General features: G+C 65.7%; 15 protein-coding genes and 1 riboswitch. Of the genes, 9 read left to right on the top strand and 6 right to left on the bottom strand.

Annotated elements, in window-relative coordinates; genetic code table 11:
* Positions 1-32 precede the first annotated feature (32 nt).
* Positions 33-947: a LysR family transcriptional regulator gene (locus BRAGE_RS0107245; protein ID WP_027560256.1), complete on the bottom strand. Its 915-nt coding sequence runs from the start codon at positions 945-947 to the stop codon at positions 33-35.
* A gap of 108 nt (positions 948-1,055) precedes the next feature.
* Here BRAGE_RS0107245 and BRAGE_RS0107240 point away from each other — a divergent pair, with 108 nt between their 5' ends.
* Together BRAGE_RS0107240 and purB are read left to right on the top strand one after the other, a co-directional pair.
* Positions 1,056-1,868, top strand: a complete 813-nt coding sequence (locus BRAGE_RS0107240) for an isocitrate lyase/PEP mutase family protein (RefSeq protein WP_027560257.1) — start codon at positions 1,056-1,058, stop codon at positions 1,866-1,868.
* 130 nt (positions 1,869-1,998) lie between these two features.
* Positions 1,999-3,429 (top strand): adenylosuccinate lyase, encoded by a 1,431-nt coding sequence (purB, locus tag BRAGE_RS0107235; RefSeq protein WP_027560258.1) that lies wholly within the window; start codon positions 1,999-2,001, stop codon positions 3,427-3,429.
* A gap of 60 nt (positions 3,430-3,489) precedes the next feature.
* On the opposite strand, the gene cynS is transcribed toward purB, so the two are convergent.
* Positions 3,490-3,981 carry a cyanase gene (cynS, locus tag BRAGE_RS47960; protein ID WP_051377715.1) on the bottom strand — a complete coding sequence of 164 codons (492 nt, stop codon included), beginning with the start codon at positions 3,979-3,981 and terminating at the stop codon, positions 3,490-3,492.
* 71 nt (positions 3,982-4,052) lie between these two features.
* The gene (locus tag BRAGE_RS0107225; RefSeq protein WP_027560259.1) at positions 4,053-5,624 is read right to left on the bottom strand and encodes an alpha/beta fold hydrolase; all 1,572 of its coding nucleotides are present in this window, start codon (positions 5,622-5,624) and stop codon (positions 4,053-4,055) included.
* Between the two features lie 149 nt (positions 5,625-5,773).
* Between BRAGE_RS0107225 and mddA the strand changes: the two genes are divergently transcribed.
* From mddA to BRAGE_RS0107210, 3 genes are read left to right on the top strand one after another with little or no spacing between them, the layout of a single operon-like run.
* Positions 5,774-6,562 carry a methanethiol S-methyltransferase gene (gene mddA / locus BRAGE_RS0107220; RefSeq protein ID WP_027560260.1) on the top strand — a complete coding sequence of 263 codons (789 nt, stop codon included), beginning with the start codon at positions 5,774-5,776 and terminating at the stop codon, positions 6,560-6,562.
* On the top strand, positions 6,559-7,536 hold the full coding sequence (locus BRAGE_RS0107215; protein ID WP_027560261.1) for an NADPH:quinone oxidoreductase family protein: 978 nt from the start codon (positions 6,559-6,561) through the stop codon (positions 7,534-7,536). Before mddA ends, BRAGE_RS0107215 begins: the two co-directional genes overlap by 4 nt.
* A 35-nt stretch (positions 7,537-7,571) precedes the next feature.
* Positions 7,572-8,324, top strand: a complete 753-nt coding sequence (locus tag BRAGE_RS0107210; protein WP_027560262.1) for a hypothetical protein — start codon at positions 7,572-7,574, stop codon at positions 8,322-8,324.
* A 117-nt stretch (positions 8,325-8,441) separates the two neighbouring features.
* Here the strand turns inward: BRAGE_RS0107210 and BRAGE_RS0107205 are convergent, their stop codons facing one another.
* Entirely contained in the window at positions 8,442-9,641 is a 1,200-nt protein-coding gene (locus tag BRAGE_RS0107205) for a TrmJ/YjtD family RNA methyltransferase (RefSeq protein ID WP_027560263.1), read from the bottom strand.
* Between the two features lie 344 nt (positions 9,642-9,985).
* On the opposite strand from BRAGE_RS0107205, the gene BRAGE_RS0107200 reads away from it, so the two are divergent.
* On the top strand, positions 9,986-11,200 hold the full coding sequence (locus BRAGE_RS0107200; protein WP_027560264.1) for an NADP-dependent isocitrate dehydrogenase: 1,215 nt from the start codon (positions 9,986-9,988) through the stop codon (positions 11,198-11,200).
* Between the two features lie 101 nt (positions 11,201-11,301).
* On the top strand, positions 11,302-11,805 hold the full coding sequence (locus BRAGE_RS0107195; RefSeq protein ID WP_027560265.1) for a DUF3455 domain-containing protein: 504 nt from the start codon (positions 11,302-11,304) through the stop codon (positions 11,803-11,805).
* A 4-nt stretch (positions 11,806-11,809) separates the two neighbouring features.
* On the opposite strand, the gene BRAGE_RS0107190 is transcribed toward BRAGE_RS0107195, so the two are convergent.
* Both BRAGE_RS0107190 and alaS read right to left on the bottom strand, forming a co-directional pair.
* Positions 11,810-13,036, bottom strand: coding sequence for a cyclic nucleotide-gated ion channel (locus BRAGE_RS0107190; protein WP_027560266.1), 1,227 nt, complete (start codon positions 13,034-13,036; stop codon positions 11,810-11,812).
* Positions 13,037-13,042: 6 nt separating this feature from the next.
* Positions 13,043-15,721 (bottom strand): alanine--tRNA ligase, encoded by a 2,679-nt coding sequence (gene alaS / locus BRAGE_RS0107185; RefSeq protein WP_027560267.1) that lies wholly within the window; start codon positions 15,719-15,721, stop codon positions 13,043-13,045.
* Positions 15,722-15,944: 223 nt separating this feature from the next.
* Positions 15,945-16,033: riboswitch (glycine riboswitch) on the top strand.
* A 146-nt stretch (positions 16,034-16,179) separates the two neighbouring features.
* Here alaS and gcvT point away from each other — a divergent pair.
* Positions 16,180-17,328, top strand: coding sequence for a glycine cleavage system aminomethyltransferase GcvT (gene gcvT / locus BRAGE_RS0107180; protein ID WP_027560268.1), 1,149 nt, complete (start codon positions 16,180-16,182; stop codon positions 17,326-17,328).
* Positions 17,329-17,338: 10 nt separating this feature from the next.
* A complete protein-coding gene (gene gcvH / locus BRAGE_RS0107175) occupies positions 17,339-17,707 on the top strand; it encodes a glycine cleavage system protein GcvH (RefSeq protein WP_027560269.1) in 369 nt (122 codons plus the stop codon).
* Positions 17,708-17,744: the final 37 nt, after the last annotated feature.

The raw sequence follows: 17,744 nt of genomic DNA, 5'->3' as shown, positions 1-17,744 counted from the left end.
ACGACGCGTGGCGAAGACAGCAGCTCTCTTCGCTACCTCGCCACGCGCTTGCTCGAAAACTCCCGCCGGATGATCTCCAGCAGACGCCGCGAGGCGGCACTGAGGAAACCGCCGCGCCTGACAACCGCGACGACGTCATGACTTGCGGTGAGATTGCCGACGCGAATCGTCGCGATCGCGCCCGAGCCCAATTCTTCCGCCGCGTTGCTCTGTGACAGCAACGCGATCCCGAACCCGGCTTCGACCAGGCGCTTCTGCGCGGTGAGGCTGTCGACAGCGGTCCATTCGATCTCGCCGAGCCCTGCGCTCTGGAACAGCGCAAAGACGTGCGAGGCCGTGATCTCACGGCGGCCCGGCACTTCCGGAAAGGCGATCCATTTCTCGTCGCCGAGATCGGCGAGCTTCGCCACCCGCTTGCCCGCCAGCGGATGATCCGGCGCGCACACCACCTGCAGCGGCTCGGCAAACAGCAACTCGCAATCAAGATCGGCCGAGCGGTCGCGGTCGTAGCGCAGGCCGATGGTCGCCTCCCCGCGCCGGATAATATCAGAGACCTCGGCACTGGTCGCCGTGCGCAGCGTCAGCGCCACATCCGGATGCCGGGCGACGAAGCGCTTGAGCACCCGGGAGAGCCTGCCGCCCGCGAGCGTACCGGTCACCGCCAGCGACACCGGCCCGGCACTGTCGCGCAGCAGCGCACGTACCGCGTTCTCGGCGTCCTGCGCCGCTGCCACCGCCCGTTCGGCATAGGGCACCATGACGCGGCCGGCATCGCTGAGCCGCGTCTTGCCCGCGACCCGCTCGAACAGCGGCACGCCGAGCTCCTGCTCGAGAAGCGCGATACGCCGCGAGATCGCCGGCTGCGAGCGATGCAGCGCCTTTGCAGCGTTCGAGATGCCGCCGCGCCGGTGCACCACCAGGAACGTGTTCAGCGCGTCGCTGTCCATGCCGGACCTCATGCAAAAAGCTGATGATATCGAGAGGAATAACAAATTTGGCTGATGGACGAAACCGTCCTATCGCTGCTGTGCGACACGAGACCGACAGGAGCCCCCATGCGCACCCGGGCCGACAAGGCAGCACGATTTCGCGAATTGCATCAGCGCCCCGGCGCCTTCGTCATCCCGAACCCCTGGGATGCCGGCACCGCAAAACTGCTGGCGTCGATGGGGTTCGAGGCGCTGGCGACGACGAGCCTTGGCCTTGCCAATACCCTCGGCAGCACGACCGTCAGCCTCGACGCCATCCTTGAAAACTGCCGGATCATCGCCGAGGCGACCGATCTTCCCGTCAACGCCGACCTCGAAAACTGTGGCGCCGACGATCCGAAGACCGCGGCAAAGGCCATCACGCGCGCGGCGGAGGCCGGGTGCGTCGGCGGCTCGATCGAGGATTTTACCGGCGATCCGCGCAAGCCGATCTACGATTTCCACCTCGCGGTCGAACGCGTGCAGGCCGCCGTCGAGGCGGCGCGCGCGCTCCCCTTCCCATTCACGCTGACGGCCCGCGCCGAGAACCTGCTGAAGGGCAGCAGCGATCTCGACGACACGATCCGGCGGCTACAGGCCTTCGAGGCCGCCGGTGCCGACGTGCTGTATTCGCCGGGGGTCCACGACATCGAGACCATCCGCACCGTGGCCTCGTCGGTCAAAAAGCCCTTCAACCTGGTGATGGGCTTTGCCGATCCCACGCTGACCGTCGAGCAGATTGCCGCCGCCGGCGTCAAGCGCATCAGCGTGGGCGGCGCCATGGCCCGCGTTGCGCTGGCAGCGTTTCTCAATTGCGCCCACGAAATGAAGGATCGGGGCGCGTTTACCTATGTCCGCGAAATGGCCCCGATGAAGGAGGTGCGGGCCGCATTTGGCTGACCGCCCCCGGCCGGCGCGGAACAGCCGCGTCGCCTCGGTCCGGCGGGGAATGTGGATGGATGTGCCATGCTGGCGTCCCGGGGCCGGCTCGCGACTTGCAGTCGGCCCCCGGCAATGCCAAATGAGCGGCATGCCTCAGGATCAAATCTCGAACGTCCTCGCCGAACGCTATGCCTCGCCCGCCATGCGCGCCATCTGGAGCGGAGAAGGCAAGGTTCGCCTCGAACGCGACTATTGGATCGCCGTGCTGAAGGGTCAGCGCGATCTCGGCATCCCGGTGCCGGATGGCGTGATCGAAGCCTACGAGCGCGTCAAGGACCAGGTCGACCTCGCCTCCATCATGCGCCGCGAGCGTATCACCCGCCACGACGTCAAGGCGCGCATCGAGGAGTTCTGCGATCTCGCCGGTCACGAGCACCTGCACAAGGGCATGACCAGCCGCGACCTCACCGAGAACGTCGAGCAGCTCCAGGTCTATCGCGGGCTGCAATTGATCGAGACCAAGAGCATCGCCGCCCTCATTCGCTTTGCGAGACACGCAAAGCAGTTTCGCGACATGCCGTTCACGGCACGCACGCACAACGTCGCCGCGCAGGTCACGACGCTCGGCAAGCGCATCGCCATGTTCGGCGAGGAGATGCTGCTGGCGCATCAGAGCCTGGTCAATGTGCTCAACACCTATCCCGCGCGTGGCCTGAAGGGCGCAGTCGGCACGCGTCTCGACCAGATCACTTTGTTCAACGGCGATGCCGGCAAGGCCCGCGCGCTCGAGCAGCAGATCCTCAAGCATCTCGGACTGCCCAAGAGCTTTGATGCCGTCGGCCAGGTCTATCCGCGCAGCCTCGACTTCCGGGCGGTCAGCGTGCTGGTCGATCTCGCCAGCGGTCCGGGCAGCTTCGCCAAGACGCTGCGCCTGATGGCCGGCCACGAGCTCGCCAGCGAAGGGTTTGCCAAGGGCCAGGTCGGCTCCTCCGCGATGCCGCACAAGATGAACAGCCGCTCCTGCGAGCGCATCAACGGCCTGCACGTGGTGCTGAAGGGCTATCTCGCGATGGCCGCAGGCCTTTCCGGCGACCAGTGGAACGAGGGCGACGTCTCCTGCTCCGTGGTCCGCCGCGTCATGCTGCCCGATGCATTCCTCGCGATGGACGGCCTGCTCGAGACCCTGCTCTCGGTGCTCGACCAGATGGAGATCTTCGACGCTGTCGTCGCGACCGAGCTCAACCGTTATCTGCCCTTCCTGCTGACCACCACGGTGATGATGGAAGCGGTGAAGAAGGGCGCGGGGCGCGAAGGCGCGCACGAAGCGATCAAGGAGCACGCGGTCGCGGCCATCCGCGACTTGCGCACCGGCAAGATCGTGCAGAACGACCTCTTGCAGCGTCTCGCTGCCGACCAACGTCTTGGCCTGAGCGAAGCCGAACTGCAGCGCGTGCTCGATCACGGCCGTGCCAATTCCGGCGATGCCGGCGCGCAGGTCGATCACTTCGCCGAGCAGGTCGACGCACTGGCGAAGGCGAAGCCTGAAGCGGCGAGCTACGCGCCGGGCGTGATTTTGTAGGCGAATGGTGAGTAGCGAGTAGCGAATGGAGAAGAAGGTCCATTCGCTACTCGCGATTCGCTATTCGCCCTCTTTAAATCCGTATTCCGGCACGTTGCCGCTGGCGCCGTAATATTTGTACGGCAGGAATTTGCCTGACATCGTGATCTTGACGCGGTCGCCCTTGGGATTGGCGACGCGCTCCATGGCCATGTCGAAGTCGATCGCCGACATGATGCCGTCGCCGAATTCTTCCTCGATCAGCGCCTTCCAGGCCGGGCCGTTCACCATCACCATCTCGTAGAAGCGGTAGATCAAGGGATCGGTCGGCGGCATCGGCGTGCCGGTGCCGCGCATCGGCACCTCGTTGAGCATCGCAACTTCCGCTTTCGACAGCCCGAACAGCTCACCGGCATTCGCCGCCTGCGGCTTTGTCAGTTTCATCTGGCCGAGGATCGCGCCAACGATCAGAACTTCGGAGTAGCCGCCGATCTTCTCGCAGATGTGTTTCCAGCTCCAGCCCTTCTCGCGCTTGATGTCGAGCAGCTTTTCGGTGAGGTCTTCGCGTTTCATGTCAGGGTCCCCTGGCCAGGCACTGTGCCGCCTGCCGCCTTCGGAGGCACGAAACGTGCCAATAAATCAGGCTAGCGCCTCACACCGGCGCCCTCGCCTCGCTTCGCCAAATCCTCCGTAAACCGCTTGATCGCCTCCAGCACCGGCCGCTGATCGCCGGCAAAGAACCAGTGATCGCTTCCCTCGAGCTCGACGAATTGCGCGCTCTTGATCCGGCTCGCGATATCGCGCCCGGCAGCGATCCGCACGGCCTTGTCGTCCCGCCGATGCAGCACCAATGTCGGCACGGCAATTTGCGCCAGAAGATGCCGCACATCGGCGTCGCGAAACGCATCCAGCACCGCCGAGATGCCGCCGGGGCTGGAGGCCGCGCGCAGCAGCCCGGCCCACCAGGCGCGCGCCTGGGGATCGCCGGCAAGGCTCGGCGCGAAGGTTTCGATTCCGACCGGGCCGCCCCATTGCGCGATGAGGTGCTTGCTCCAGGCATCATACTGGCTGGCGCGGAGCGCGTGCGGATAGTCCTGTGACCAGCAGCCCTTGGCCAGCGCGCCGAACAGGATGAGGCCGGCCACGAGCCGCGGTTCATCGACCGCGAATTTGATGCAGGCCGGCCCGCATTCGGATGCGCCAAACAGCACCACGCGACGCGAGTCCGCCGCCCGCAGCACGGTGCCGATATCCTCCGCCGTGACGTCGATGCCGGGGGCCGATCCGACCCGGTCGGACAGTCCGATGCCGCGACGATCGAAAATGATGAGCCGCCCGAGTCTCATCAATGACGCCAGAAACGCCCGGCTCGCGGGATGCTCCCAGACGCGCTCCACATGCGACACGAAGCCGGGCATGACCAGGATATCGAGCGAACCGCTTCCGTAGGTCTGATACGCCAGATGCACGCCGGCGCCCTTGACATAGCGTGTCGTCGGAACGGCATGCGGCGCCGTAGCCGGGCTGAGAAGCGCCTCGGTCTCTGCTTCCGGTGCGACCCCGAGTTCGTCGTGCAGCCGCTGTATCAGCGCCGCATGATGCCGTTCCGCGGCGCTGCGGTCACCGGCCAGCAGCAGGCTGCGGATCAGATGCCGACCGTAGACTTCGCTGAGCGGATCAAGCTCGACCAGGCGTCCTGCAAACGCCGTCGCGGCAGAATGGTCGCCGCCGGCATTCTTGTCCTGCACCAGGCGCTCCAGCGCATGCACCAGCCGTCCTCGCAGCGCCTCCCGGCGATAGAACGCCCAATCGTCGAATTCAGGCGAATCGTCCGGAGAGAAACCTGCGAGGAAATCGCCGCGATAAATCCGGCACGCCTCTTCGAAGTCACCGCGGTCGCAGGCGCTTTCGAACAATTGCGAATCCAGCTCGAGCTCGACGTCTGGGGACAAACGCACGCTGGTGCGGTCGGTCTCGAACACCGGTTGGCCAAGTGTGAGCTCGATGCGGTGAAGCAGGCGCCGCAATCGCGCAAGGCCTGTCTCACGGGGCGTCTCCGGCCACAGCAGCGTCGCCACGACGTCGCGCGCGACGGCGCCCTTGGCCTCGGCGAGAAAGACCAGCAGCGCAAGCCCCTTGCGCAAGGCGAGCTTGATCGGGCGACCATCGGCGTGAACCCCAGGGAACCCGAACGTCCCCAGCGAGAAGGCCGTCATTGGAAAACCTCTTTCCCCGGCCGGCGTCCCCGGGGGACGCGCAGGGGACGGTCCGGCGATAGCAGTCAGGACAGATCGAGCCTGACCGCCCGCGAGTGGTTCAGGCTCCTGCATGCGGCAGCGCTGCCATCGGCACAACAGGAAAAACCATGTTCGCACGCCTCGCAATCCTGCTCTACGCCATCGTGAGCTATGGAATATTCACGGTTTCATTTCTCTACGCCCCCGGTTTCGTCGGCAATTATGTCGTGCCCAAATCGATCGACGAGCCAATCGACGTCGGCAGCCCCACCCATCTGAGCGAAGCCATCGTCGTCAATCTGCTGCTGATGAGCCTGTTTGCGATCCAGCACAGCGTCATGGCGCGGCCGGCCTTCAAGCGATGGTTGGTCAAATTCCTTCCCGCGGCCTGCCAGCGCAGCACCTATGTGCTGCTCTCGAGCCTGATCCTGCTGCTGTTCTGGCAGTGGCGCCCGATCCCGGCACCGGTCTGGCAGGCCAGCGGAGTTGCAGCCTGGCTGCTGACCGGCGTGCATTGGCTCGGCTGGCTGATCGTGTTCGCCTCGAGCTACATGATCGATCATTTCGATCTGTTCGGCCTGCGTCAGGCTTTCTCCGCACTAAAGGGCTCCGAGATATCGGGTCAAACCTTCAAGACGCCCCTGCTCTACAAGATCGTCCGGCATCCGCTGATGCTCGGCTTCCTGCTCGCGTTCTGGGCCACGCCCACGATGACATCAGGCCATCTGCTGTTCGCGATCGCCAACACCGTCTACATCCTGGTCGCACTGCAGTTCGAGGAGCGGGACCTGATCGCTGAGTTCGGAGAGACCTATCAGCAATATCGCCGGCGCGTTCCCATGCTGGTGCCGCGCCTGTTCGCGCGCCGCCGGACCGACGATCGCCAGTCATCCCGGCCTGTCGGAGCACCGCAATGAAAGCCGTTCTCTGCAGCTCCTTCACCGGCCCGCAGGATTTGCGCGTCGGTGAGATCGACGAGCCGAAGCCGGCCGGCGACGAGATCCTGATCGACGTCCACGCCGCCTCCGTCAGCTTCATGGACCAGTTGATGGTCTCAGGCCTTTACCAGATGCGGCCACCAACGCCGTTCGTGCCGGGCACGGAGGCATCCGGTGTCGTCGTCGCAGTCGGCGCCAAGGTCACGACATTCGCACCCGGCGATCGCGTGGCGTGCAGTAGCTGGACCGGCGGCTACGCCGAACGGATGACAGCGAAGGAATCGAAGACGGTGCGCTTGCCCGATGGCGTCGCGTTCGAAACCGCGGCGACGGTGCTGCACAATTACGGCACGGGCTATTATGCGCTGGTCGAGCGCGCGCAGGCACGGCGCGGCGAAACCGTTTTCGTTACCGGCGCGGCCGGCGGGGTCGGACTCGCCGCCGTCGACCTCGCTCGCCATCTGGGGCTGCGCGTCATCGCCGGTGTCGGCTCCGATGACAAGGCGGCCCTGGTGCGGAGTTACGGTGCCGGCGATGTGATCAACTATCGCAGCGAGGATCTGCGCGACCGGCTCAAGTCGATGACATCAGGAGACGGCATCGATGTCGGCTTCGACAATGTCGGCGGTGCAATCTTCGAGCAGATGGCCCGCCTGATGAAATGGGGCGGCCGGCTGATGCCGATCGGCTTCACCGGCGGGGTGATACCACAGGTCCCGATGAACCTGCCGCTGCTGAAGAACTATTCCATCATCGGCGTTTTCGCCGGCGCCTGGGCCGAGAAATTCCCCCATGAGGCCGCGCGCATGAACGACACGCTGATGCACTTGCTGGCCGAGGGACAAATCCGTCCGCACATCGACCGCGTCCTCCCTTTGGAGGAGGCCGGCAACGCCATGCGCGCCGTGGCCAACCGGACGGTTCAGGGAAGAATTGTGCTCAAGATCAGGTAGAATGCGCGGCGAACGGCAACAGAGGAGGGCAGGACGTGACCGAGATCATCATCGCCAGGCGCTTCTGCGGCCCTCCGAACTCCGGCAATGGCGGCTATGTCTGCGGCCGGCTCGCCCGGCACATTCCCGGCGGCGCCGAGGTGACGCTGCGCGCGCCGCCTCCCCTGGACACGCCGCTCGATGCGGTCGCCGCCGAGGATGGCGCTTGGGAGCTTCGCGATGGCGCCAAGGTCGTTGCGACCGGGCGCGCGGCGAGCGTCGAGCTCGCGCAGCTCGAGACGGCCAGCTTGCAGGAAGCACGCGCCGCCGAACTGCTGGCGCTGTTCGAGCCGCACGAGCATCCGCTGCCGAACTGTTTCGTCTGCGGTCCCGCGCGAGCGCAGGGCGATGGCCTGCGCATCTTCACCGGGCCGCTCAAGCGTCGTGCGCAGAACGCCGTTCTCGCCGCAACCTGGACGCCCGATCCGAACCTCGCCGCCGAGGGCGGCCTGGTCGCGCCGGAATTTGTCTGGTCGGCGCTCGATTGTCCCACCGGCTTTGCCAGCAATTGCAATCCGCAGAGCGGCAGCTACGACAAGACGCCGCTCCTGCTCGGACGGATGTCGGCGCGGATCGAGGCCCGCCCGCGCCCCGGCGCCCCCTGCATCATCACCGCCTGGCCAACCGGCCGCGACGGCCGCAAGCGCACGGCGGAGGCCGCGCTCCATGATGAAGCCGGGACGCTGCTGGCCGTGGCGAAGACGACATGGATCGCGGTGGAGCGCGACGTGCTGCTCGGGCGCGGGTAAAGGTCTCGTAGGGTGGGCAAAGGCGCGCAGCGCCGTGCCCACGACTTCTCTCTCAGCGTCATCGATAGACATGGTGGGCACGCTCCGCTTTGCCCACCCTACGAGATCTCCCCGGCCTTACGCGCCCTGCTCCACCATCTCCTGCAGCCGCACCAGCTCTGCCTCGAGATCCCGCTCCACATCCGCCGCGCGAATGTCGATCACCCGATAGTCGCGCGCCTCCAGCCATGCCCGCCGCGACGCGCGGTCGGCGGCGATGGCCTCGCCCTCGCCCGGGTTCACCAGCTCGATCGCGATCCGGTGCGGGAACGAGACGAAGTCGGGGATGTGGCGCCCCACCGGGGTCTGGCGCTTGAACCCACCTGCGAAGCGGCGGTCGCGGGTGAGCGCTTGCCACAGCAGCCGCTCGGCATCGGTCGGGTTGCGGCGGAGCAGGCGCGCGAGACCGCGCACGGTCGAGCCGCTGTCGGGCGCGCCACCCGCCTGCCCATGCTCGGCGAGCAGCGCACGCAGGCGCGTCGCCTGCTCGCCGTCGAGCACGCCGCCCTTGGCCGGGCCCTTGCGTCCCTCGGCGATCGCCATGACGACCCCATGAAGGGTGTGCATGTCCTGCTTGGTCGGGTCCATCCGGGTGAAGATGTTGCGCAGGTTCACCAGCATGGTGTCGCGCTTCTCGGCCGGCCGCAGGAATTCGACCTTGTCGAGCTCGCGGACCAGGTTCTCGAAGAAGGCCTGGATCTGGTGCTGCGAGGCGCGCTCGGACCGCTCGGGCATGGCATGCGGCAGCGCGCCGGCTGTCGCCCGCTTGAACCATTCATAGCCGACCAGCAGCACGGCCTGGGCGAGGTTGAGCGAGGCGAAGCCCGGATTGACCGGGAAGGTGATGATGCGGTTGGAGAGCCCGACCTCCTCATTGGTCAGGCCCCAGCGCTCGCGGCCGAACAGGATGCCGCACCTGCCGCCGGTCGCGACGTGACCGGCGATTTCGCTCGCTGCGGCCTCCGGCCCGACCACGGGCTTGGCCTGATCGTGGGGACGCGCGGTGGTGGCAAACAGGAGGTCGAGGTCGGCGACCGCCTGCTCCACCGTGTCGAACAATTCGACCTTTTCCAGAATGTGGTCGGCGCCGGCCGCCGCGCGGTGGGCGGCGATGTTGGGCCAGCCGTCCCTGGGGTTGACGATGCGCAGGGCGCCAAGCGCAAAATTGCCCATGGCGCGCGCACACATGCCGATGTTCTCGCCGAGCTGCGGCTCGACCAGGATGACGATGGGACCGTCGAGGGAGAGGCCCGCCTTGCTCTTGTCAGTCCCCGACATCTCGCTTCGCTTTCACACTGTCTCTCAAGGCCTTGGCAGGGCGCTCTCAGGAATTGATTTCAAAGGCCGGCCGCAGGGCCGGCCATGGCCGTCAGCCTGTCGTTTGCCTGTCCTGACAAAATTCTCAAGGGAAATAACGGGGTTAGAATCGACTTTTGAATCTCCTCTGAAGGCTGAGGCCCGCCCCCGCGCCAGGGCCGCTCCCCGCCCCCCATCTGGGCAAGCTGGATGAGCTAAAAGTGCATAATCCCTTGGCTTTCGCCCGCCGCGGTCCGGTGCTAAGAGGCGGCGGATATTCACGTTGGCGCGCTTCTGGCGCCGTTCCCAAGAGGGCTTCCCCGATCATGGCAAAAATCAAGGTATCCAATCCCGTCGTCGAACTCGATGGCGACGAGATGACCCGGATCATCTGGCAGTACATCAAGGACAAGCTGATCAACCCGTACCTTGACGTCGAGCTGCTTTATTACGACCTGGGCATGGAGTACCGCGACCACACCAACGATCAGGTCACCATCGACGCCGCCGAGGCGATCAAGAAGGTCGGCGTCGGCGTCAAGTGCGCCACCATCACGCCGGACGAGGCCCGGGTGAAGGAGTTCAACCTCAAGCAGATGTGGAAGTCGCCGAACGGCACCATCCGCAACATCCTCGGCGGCGTGATCTTCCGCGAGCCGATCATCTGCAAGAACGTGCCGCGCCTCGTTCCCGGCTGGACCAAGCCGATCATCATCGGCCGCCACGCCTATGGCGACCAGTACCGCGCCACCGACATCAAGTTCCCGGGCAAGGGCACCCTCTCGCTGAAGTTCGTCGGCGAGGACGGCACCGTGATCGAGAAGGAAGTGTTCAAGGCTCCGGGCGCCGGCGTCGCCATGGAGATGTACAATCTCGACGATTCCATCATCGACTTCGCCCGCGCCTCCTTCAACTACGGCCTCTTGCGCGGCTACCCGGTGTATCTGTCGACCAAGAACACGATCCTCAAGGTCTATGACGGCCGCTTCAAGGACATCTTCCAGGAGATCTTCGACAAGGAGTTCAAGAAGGAGTTCGACGCCAAGGGCCTGACCTACGAGCACCGCCTGATCGACGACATGGTGGCCTCGGCGCTGAAGTGGTCCGGCGGCTATGTCTGGGCCTGTAAGAACTACGACGGCGACGTGCAGTCCGACACGGTGGCGCAGGGCTACGGCTCGCTCGGCCTGATGACCTCGGTGCTGCTCACCCCCGACGGCAAGACCGTGGAAGCCGAAGCCGCCCACGGCACGGTGACCCGCCACTACCGCGAGCACCAGAAGGGCAAGGAGACCTCGACCAACTCGATCGCGTCGATCTTCGCCTGGACCCGTGGCCTGTCGCACCGCGCCAAGCTCGACAACAATGCCGAGCTCGCCAAGTTCGCCGCGACCCTCGAGAAGGTCTGCGTCGACACCGTCGAGGCCGGCTACATGACCAAGGACCTCGCGCTGCTGGTCGGCGCCGACCAGCGCTGGCTCTCGACCACGGGCTTCCTCGACAAGGTCGCGGAAAACCTGACGAAGGCGCTGGCGGCCTAAGCTGCCATCCGCAATTTCGCCCGACTGGGTCAGACATCATCACGGGCCGCGCCAAAAGCGCGGCCCGTCTTTTTTTAGAGACCTTTCGCGGAGATGCGACCATGTCGATCAAGTCTGTCGTCCCCTGCCTGCTACTGCTCACCGCCATGGCCGGGCCGGCTGTCGCGGCAGAGGCGCTCCCCGAAGCCATCGCCGTATCAGGCGAGAGCGTCGTGCTCAGCGTCCACGCCGAGGGCGCGCAGGTCTATGAGTGCAAGGCGGCCGCCGACGGCAAGCTCGCCTGGGCCTTCCGCGAGCCGATCGCAACGCTGCTATCCGAGGGCAAGACCATCGGCCGCCACTATGCCGGCCCGAGCTGGGAGCTCGCCGACGGCAGCGCGGTGGTCGGCAAGGCCATCGGCAATGCGCCGGGCACCACGCCTGCCGATATCCCCTGGCTGAAGCTGGAGGTCGCCTCCCGCCGCGGCAGCGGCACCCTGACGCCGGTCACCACGGTCCAGCGCATCAACACCCATGGCGGCAAGCTCGAGGGTTCTTGCGACAAGGCCGGCGAGTTCAAGAGCGCGCCCTATTCGGCCGACTATATCTTCCTGAAGAAAGGCTGACCGCTCAGCGGTCGGTATCCTCGCGCTCCGCCTGCGCCAGCTCTGCCGCGGCAAGATCGCCGGTCTCCTCCAGCCGCGCTTTTGCGGTTTCGTGGACATGGGCGGCGAGCGTCGGCATGCGCGCGATCAGGGCGTGAAAATCCTGGGCATCGAGCAAGAGCAGCCGGGTCTTGCGCGTCGCCGTCACGGTGCCGCTGCGTTTTGTCTTGTGCAGCAGCGCGATCTCGCCGAAGAAGGTGCCGTCGCCGAGCCGCACCTGCTGGCTCGGCAGCGATATCTCGACCTCGCCGGCGGTGATGAAATACATCGACGAGGCGGCATCGCCCCGCCGCACCAGCACCTCGCCCTGCTCGATGGTGCGCGCCCGCAACAGGCGCATGATGTCGGCGATCTCCGCGGCGGACAGATGCGAGAATAGCGGCACCCGCGCCAGCATGCCCCAGGTCACGACGAAGTCGCGCCGCCTCACCTCCTCCGCGAACGCCGAGGAGATGATCGCGACCGGCAGCGCGATCATGGCAAAGCCCGAGATGATCGCGAACACCGAGATGAATTTTCCGAGCGGCGTCACCGGCACGACGTCGCCATAGCCGACGGTGCCGAGCGTCACGATCGCCCACCACATCGCATCCGGAATGGTGCCGAGCTTGCCGGGCTGCACGTCGCGCTCGACGGCATAGAGCAGCGAGGCGAAGGTCAGCACCACGCCGAACAGGATGACGACGCAGCCGATCAGCGCGCGCCGCTCGGCATGCACGGCCGCCAGCAGCGAGCGCATCGCCGGCGAATAGCGGATCAGCTTGAAGAAGGGCAGCACGCCGAGCCCGGCCAGGGTCGCGTGCCGGCCGGTGGCGAGCACGACCGCTGCGGGGAGGAATGCCATGAGGTCGATGATTCCGAGCGCGGAGAAGGCATAAGAGAGCCGGTCGGACAGCGCCGAGCCGTTGCGCTGGGTGTGCCCCGCCACCGTCCACAGCCGCGCCAGATATTCGAGCGCGAACACGATGACGGCGAAGACGGCGATCGCGCCGAACAGCGTGTCGAACCGCGCGTCCAGCTCCGGCACCGAGGCGAGGACCATCGCGGCCACGTTCAGCACGATGACGGCGATGATGAGCTGGATGAAGCGCGATCCGACTGAATAGGCCAGCGGATCGTGCTCCAGCAATTCGTAGAGGCGATCCCTCAAATCGGGATCGGAAAGCCCAATTCCTCGCGGAACGAGGCGCATCGGCCTCTACGCGCTCGCCATCGCTTTTTCGATCGCCGCCAGCGCCTCGGTCGCCTTGGCGCCGTCGGGGCCGCCGGCCTGCGCCATGTCGGGCCGGCCGCCGCCGCCCTTGCCGCCGAGCGCTTCGGAGGCGACGCGGACGAGATTCACGGCGTTGAAGCGCGCGGTGAGGTCGGCGGTGACGCCGACCACGACGCCGGCCTTGCCGTCCTCGGTGACACCGACGATGGCGACGACGCCCGAGCCGATCTGCTTCTTGCCGTCGTCGGCAAGACTCTTGAGATCCTTCATCTCGATGCCTTCGACCGCGCGTGCCATCAGCTTGACGCCGCCGGCCTCGCGCACGCTGGCCGCTGCGCCATCGCCGCTCGACGCGCCGCCGCCCATCGCGAGCTTCTTGCGGGCGTCGGAGAGCTCGCGCTCGAGCTTCTTGCGCTCCTCCATCAGCGCGGCGATGCGCGCCGGCACGTCGTCGAGCGACGTGCGCAGCTCGTTCGCCGCAGTCTTGGCCAGCGCCATGGTGTCGTTGGCGTGCTTGCGCGCATAATTGCCGGTCAGCGCTTCGATGCGGCGCACGCCGGAGGCGACCGCGCTCTCGCTGGTCAGCGTGATCAGGCCGATGTCGCCGGTGCGCTTGACATGCGTGCCGCCGCAGAGCTCGACCGACCAGCCGAGCGCATTGGCGCCGCGCTCGCGCGCGGTCCTGCCCATCGAGACGACGCGGACCTCGTCGCCATATTTCTCGCCGAACAGCGCACGCGCGCCAGCCTCGCGGGCCTCGTCCACGCCCATGACGCGGGTGGTGACCTCGTCGTTCTCCAGCACCACGTCGTTGGCGATGTCCTCGACGCGGGCAAGCTCCTCCGCCGTGATCGGCTTCGGATGCACGAAGTCGAAGCGCAGCCGGTCCGGCGCGACCATCGAGCCGCGCTGGGCGATGTGATCGCCGAGCACCTGGCGGAGCGCCTCATGGATGAGATGCGTCGCCGAGTGATGCGCGCGGATCGAGGAGCGCCTGCCGTGATCGACCTCGAGCTGCAGCGCGGTACCGACCTTCACTTCGCCGCTCTCGACGGTGCCGACATGCACGAAGAAGTCGCCGAGCTTCTTTTGCGTGTCGGTGACGCGGAATTTGAGGCCGCCCTCGCCAGTCAAGACGCCGGTGTCGCCAACCTGGCCGCCGGACTCCGCATAGAACGGCGTCTGGTTCAGCACGATCGAACCCGTCTCGCCGGCCTTGAGGCTGGCAACCTCCGCGCCGTCCTTCACCAGTGCGGACACCACGCCTTCAGCGCTTTCTGTCTCATAGCCCAAAAATTCCGTCGCACCGAGCTTCTCGCGCAGCGGGAACCAGATCGCCTCGGAGGCCGCTTCGCCAGAGCCCTTCCAGGACTCGCGCGCCTTGGCCTTCTGTCGCTCCATCGCGTCGGTGAACGCAGCCTGGTCGACGCCGATGCCGCGCGACTTCAGCGCATCCTGCGTCAGGTCCAGCGGGAAGCCGTAGGTGTCGTACAGCGTGAAGGCGACGTCGCCGTCAAACATGTCGCCCTTTTTCAGGGACGCACTCTTCTCATCAAGGATGGCCAAGCCGCGTGAAAGAGTCTTGCGGAAGCGGGTCTCTTCGAGACGCAGCGTTTCCTCGATCAGATTCTCTGCGCGCATCAGGTCGGGATAGGCCTGGCCCATCTCGCGGACCAGCGCCCAGACCAGGCGATGCATCAGCGGCTCCTTGGCGCCGAGCAGCTGCGCGTGGCGCATCGCGCGGCGCATGATCCGGCGCAGCACATAGCCGCGGCCCTCGTTCGAGGGCAGCACGCCGTCCGCGACCAGGAACGCCGAGGACCGCAAATGGTCGGCGATGACGCGGAACGAGGCGACGGTCTGCTCGTTCGGCCCGGTGCCGAGCGCCGACGATGTCGCGTCGATCAGATGACGGAACAGATCGGTCTCGAACACGCTGTCGACGCCCTGCATGATGCAGGCCATGCGTTCGAGGCCCATGCCGGTGTCGATCGAGGGACGCGGCAGATCAACGCGCTCCTCCTTCGTCACCTGCTCGTATTGCATGAACACGAGATTCCAGAATTCGAGGAAGCGGTCGCCGTCCTCCTCAGGAGAACCGGGAGGGCCACCCCAGATATGGTCGCCGCGATCAATGAAGATCTCCGAGCACGGCCCGCACGGGCCGGTGTCGCCCATCGCCCAGAAATTGTCGGAGGTCGGGATGCGGATGATGCGGTCGTCGGTGAAGCCGGCGATCTTCTTCCAGAGCCCGTGCGCCTCGTCGTCGGTGTGGTAGACGGTGACGAGCAGCTTGTCCTTCTTCAGCCCGAAGTCCTTCGTGATGAGCTTCCAGGCGAGCTCGATCGCGCGCTCCTTGAAATAGTCGCCGAACGAGAAGTTGCCGAGCATCTCGAAGAAGGTGAGATGGCGCGCGGTGTAGCCGACATTGTCGAGGTCGTTGTGCTTGCCGCCGGCGCGCACGCATTTCTGCGACGTGGTGGCGCGCTGGTAGGGCCGCTTCTCCACCCCGGTGAAGACGTTCTTGAACTGCACCATGCCGGCATTGGTGAACATCAACGTCGGATCGTTGCGCGGCACCAATGGCGAGGACGACACGATCTCGTGGCCGTTCTCGGCAAAGAAGTTCAGAAAGGTCGACCTGATCTCGTTGACGCCGCTCATGTTCATCCAATCGGGTGTGCTTGGACCCGCTGATTTGCCATCCAAACCTGTCGATTTGGGCTGTTATCTGCGGGCCAAAGCGCTTTTAGACAAGGCAAGCTTCGCTGTCCAGAAACTGTGCAGAGAGATCAGTGGGTTGCCGCAGGCGCTCAATCCCGTTGAAAGCCGCAAGGCCTGCGTTGACAGGCTTGGCCGGCCTGTGGTCTGTACCCATCTATATCGTACGGCCACGTCGGGAGAGACCGGCTTCATTGCCGGCGCCGAAGGAGCAACCGCCCCGGAAACTCTCAGGCAAAAGGACCGCGTGGCTTTGACGACATCTGGAAAGAGGCGCTGGCGGGCGTAAGGCCCGGATAGCGTCCGCCGACGGGATAATACTCTCAGGCACAGCGACAGATGGGGCTTCGACTGGTTTGTCTCGGGGAATCGTCCCCGGGGAACCGCCGAGGACCCCTGTGATGGTTGCGCCAGACGACAAGAACTCCCTGAAACGTACCCCCCTTTACGACCTTCACGTGTCGCTCGGCGGCAAGATGGTGCCGTTCGCGGGCTATGACATGCCCGTGCAGTACCCCGCTGGCGTGCTGAAGGAGCACCTCCAGACCCGCACCCAGGCCGGCCTGTTCGACGTCTCCCATATGGGCCAGCTCGCGCTCCGGCCGAAATCCGGCAAGATCGAGGATGCCGCCCGCGCGCTGGAACGGCTGGTGCCGCAGGATATCGTGGCGATTGCACCTAGCCGGCAACGCTACGCCCAGTTCACCAATGAAGACGGCGGGATTCTCGACGATCTGATGGTTGCCAATTTCGGCGACCACCTGTTCCTGGTCGTCAATGCCGCCTGCAAGGACGCTGACGAGGCGCATCTGCGCGCGCATCTCTCGGACGACTGCATCATCGATTCGCTTGAAGACCGCGCGCTGATCGCGCTGCAGGGCCCGAAGGCGGAGTCAGCACTGGCGAAATTATGTGCAGAGGCGCCCGCCATGAAGTTCATGGACGCCGGCCCGCACACGGTTGCCGGGCTCGACTGCTTCGTCTCGCGTTCCGGCTACACCGGCGAGGACGGTTTTGAGATTTCAGTCCCCGCGGCCGACGCTGAACGTCTCGCCAAAACACTCCTGGAAAACCCGGACGTAATGCCGATCGGCTTGGGGGCTCGCGACAGCCTGCGGCTCGAAGCCGGGCTCTGCCTCTACGGCCACGACATCGACACCGCGACGACGCCGGTCGAAGCTGCGCTGGAATGGTCGGTGCAGAAGAGCCGTCGCAGCGGCGGCGCACGCGCCGGCAGCTTTCCTGGCGCGGACAAGATCCTCGCGCATTTCGATCACGGCGCATCCCGCCGCCGCGTCGGCTTGCGCGCCGAGGGCCGCGCGCCGGTGCGCGAGGGCGCGCTGCTGTTTGCCGATAGCGCAGGCGGCGAGCCGATCGGAAAAGTCACCTCGGGCGGCTTCGGCCCGAGCCTGAATGCGCCGGTGGCGATGGGCTATGTGCCCGCGGCCCTGAGCGCGCTCGACACAAAAATCTTCGCCGAGGTGCGCGGGCAACGTTTGCCGCTCACCGTCGCCGCCATGCCCTTCGTGAAAAACACCTACAAACGCTGAGGACAAGACAATGACCACGACGCTGTACACTTCCGACCACGAATGGCTCGCCATCGACGGCGATGTCGCCACCGTCGGCATCACCGATTATGCGCAGCAGCAGCTCGGCGACGTCGTGTTCGTCGAATTGCCCAAGGTCGGCCGCGCGTTGAAGAAGGCCGAAGCCGCCGCCGTCGTGGAATCCGTGAAAGCCGCCTCCGACGTCTATGCGCCTGTTACGGGCGAAGTGCTCGAGACCAACGATGCCCTCGCCGCCGAGCCGGCGCTGGTGAACTCGGACGCGCAAGGCAAGGCGTGGTTCTTCAAGATCAAGATTGCCGACAAAAGCGAGCTCGGCGGCCTCATGGATGAAGCCGCCTACAAGGCACATACGGCGTGAAGATCATGAGCCGAGCCGCCGCCCCACACTCACTGTC

Origin of the sequence: Bradyrhizobium genosp. SA-4 str. CB756, assembly GCF_000473125.1 — a bacterium.
Classification (GTDB): domain Bacteria; phylum Pseudomonadota; class Alphaproteobacteria; order Rhizobiales; family Xanthobacteraceae; genus Bradyrhizobium; species Bradyrhizobium arachidis.
The sequence above is the reverse complement of the archived record's forward strand: the minus strand, read 5'-3'. Positions and strand labels throughout refer to the sequence as shown.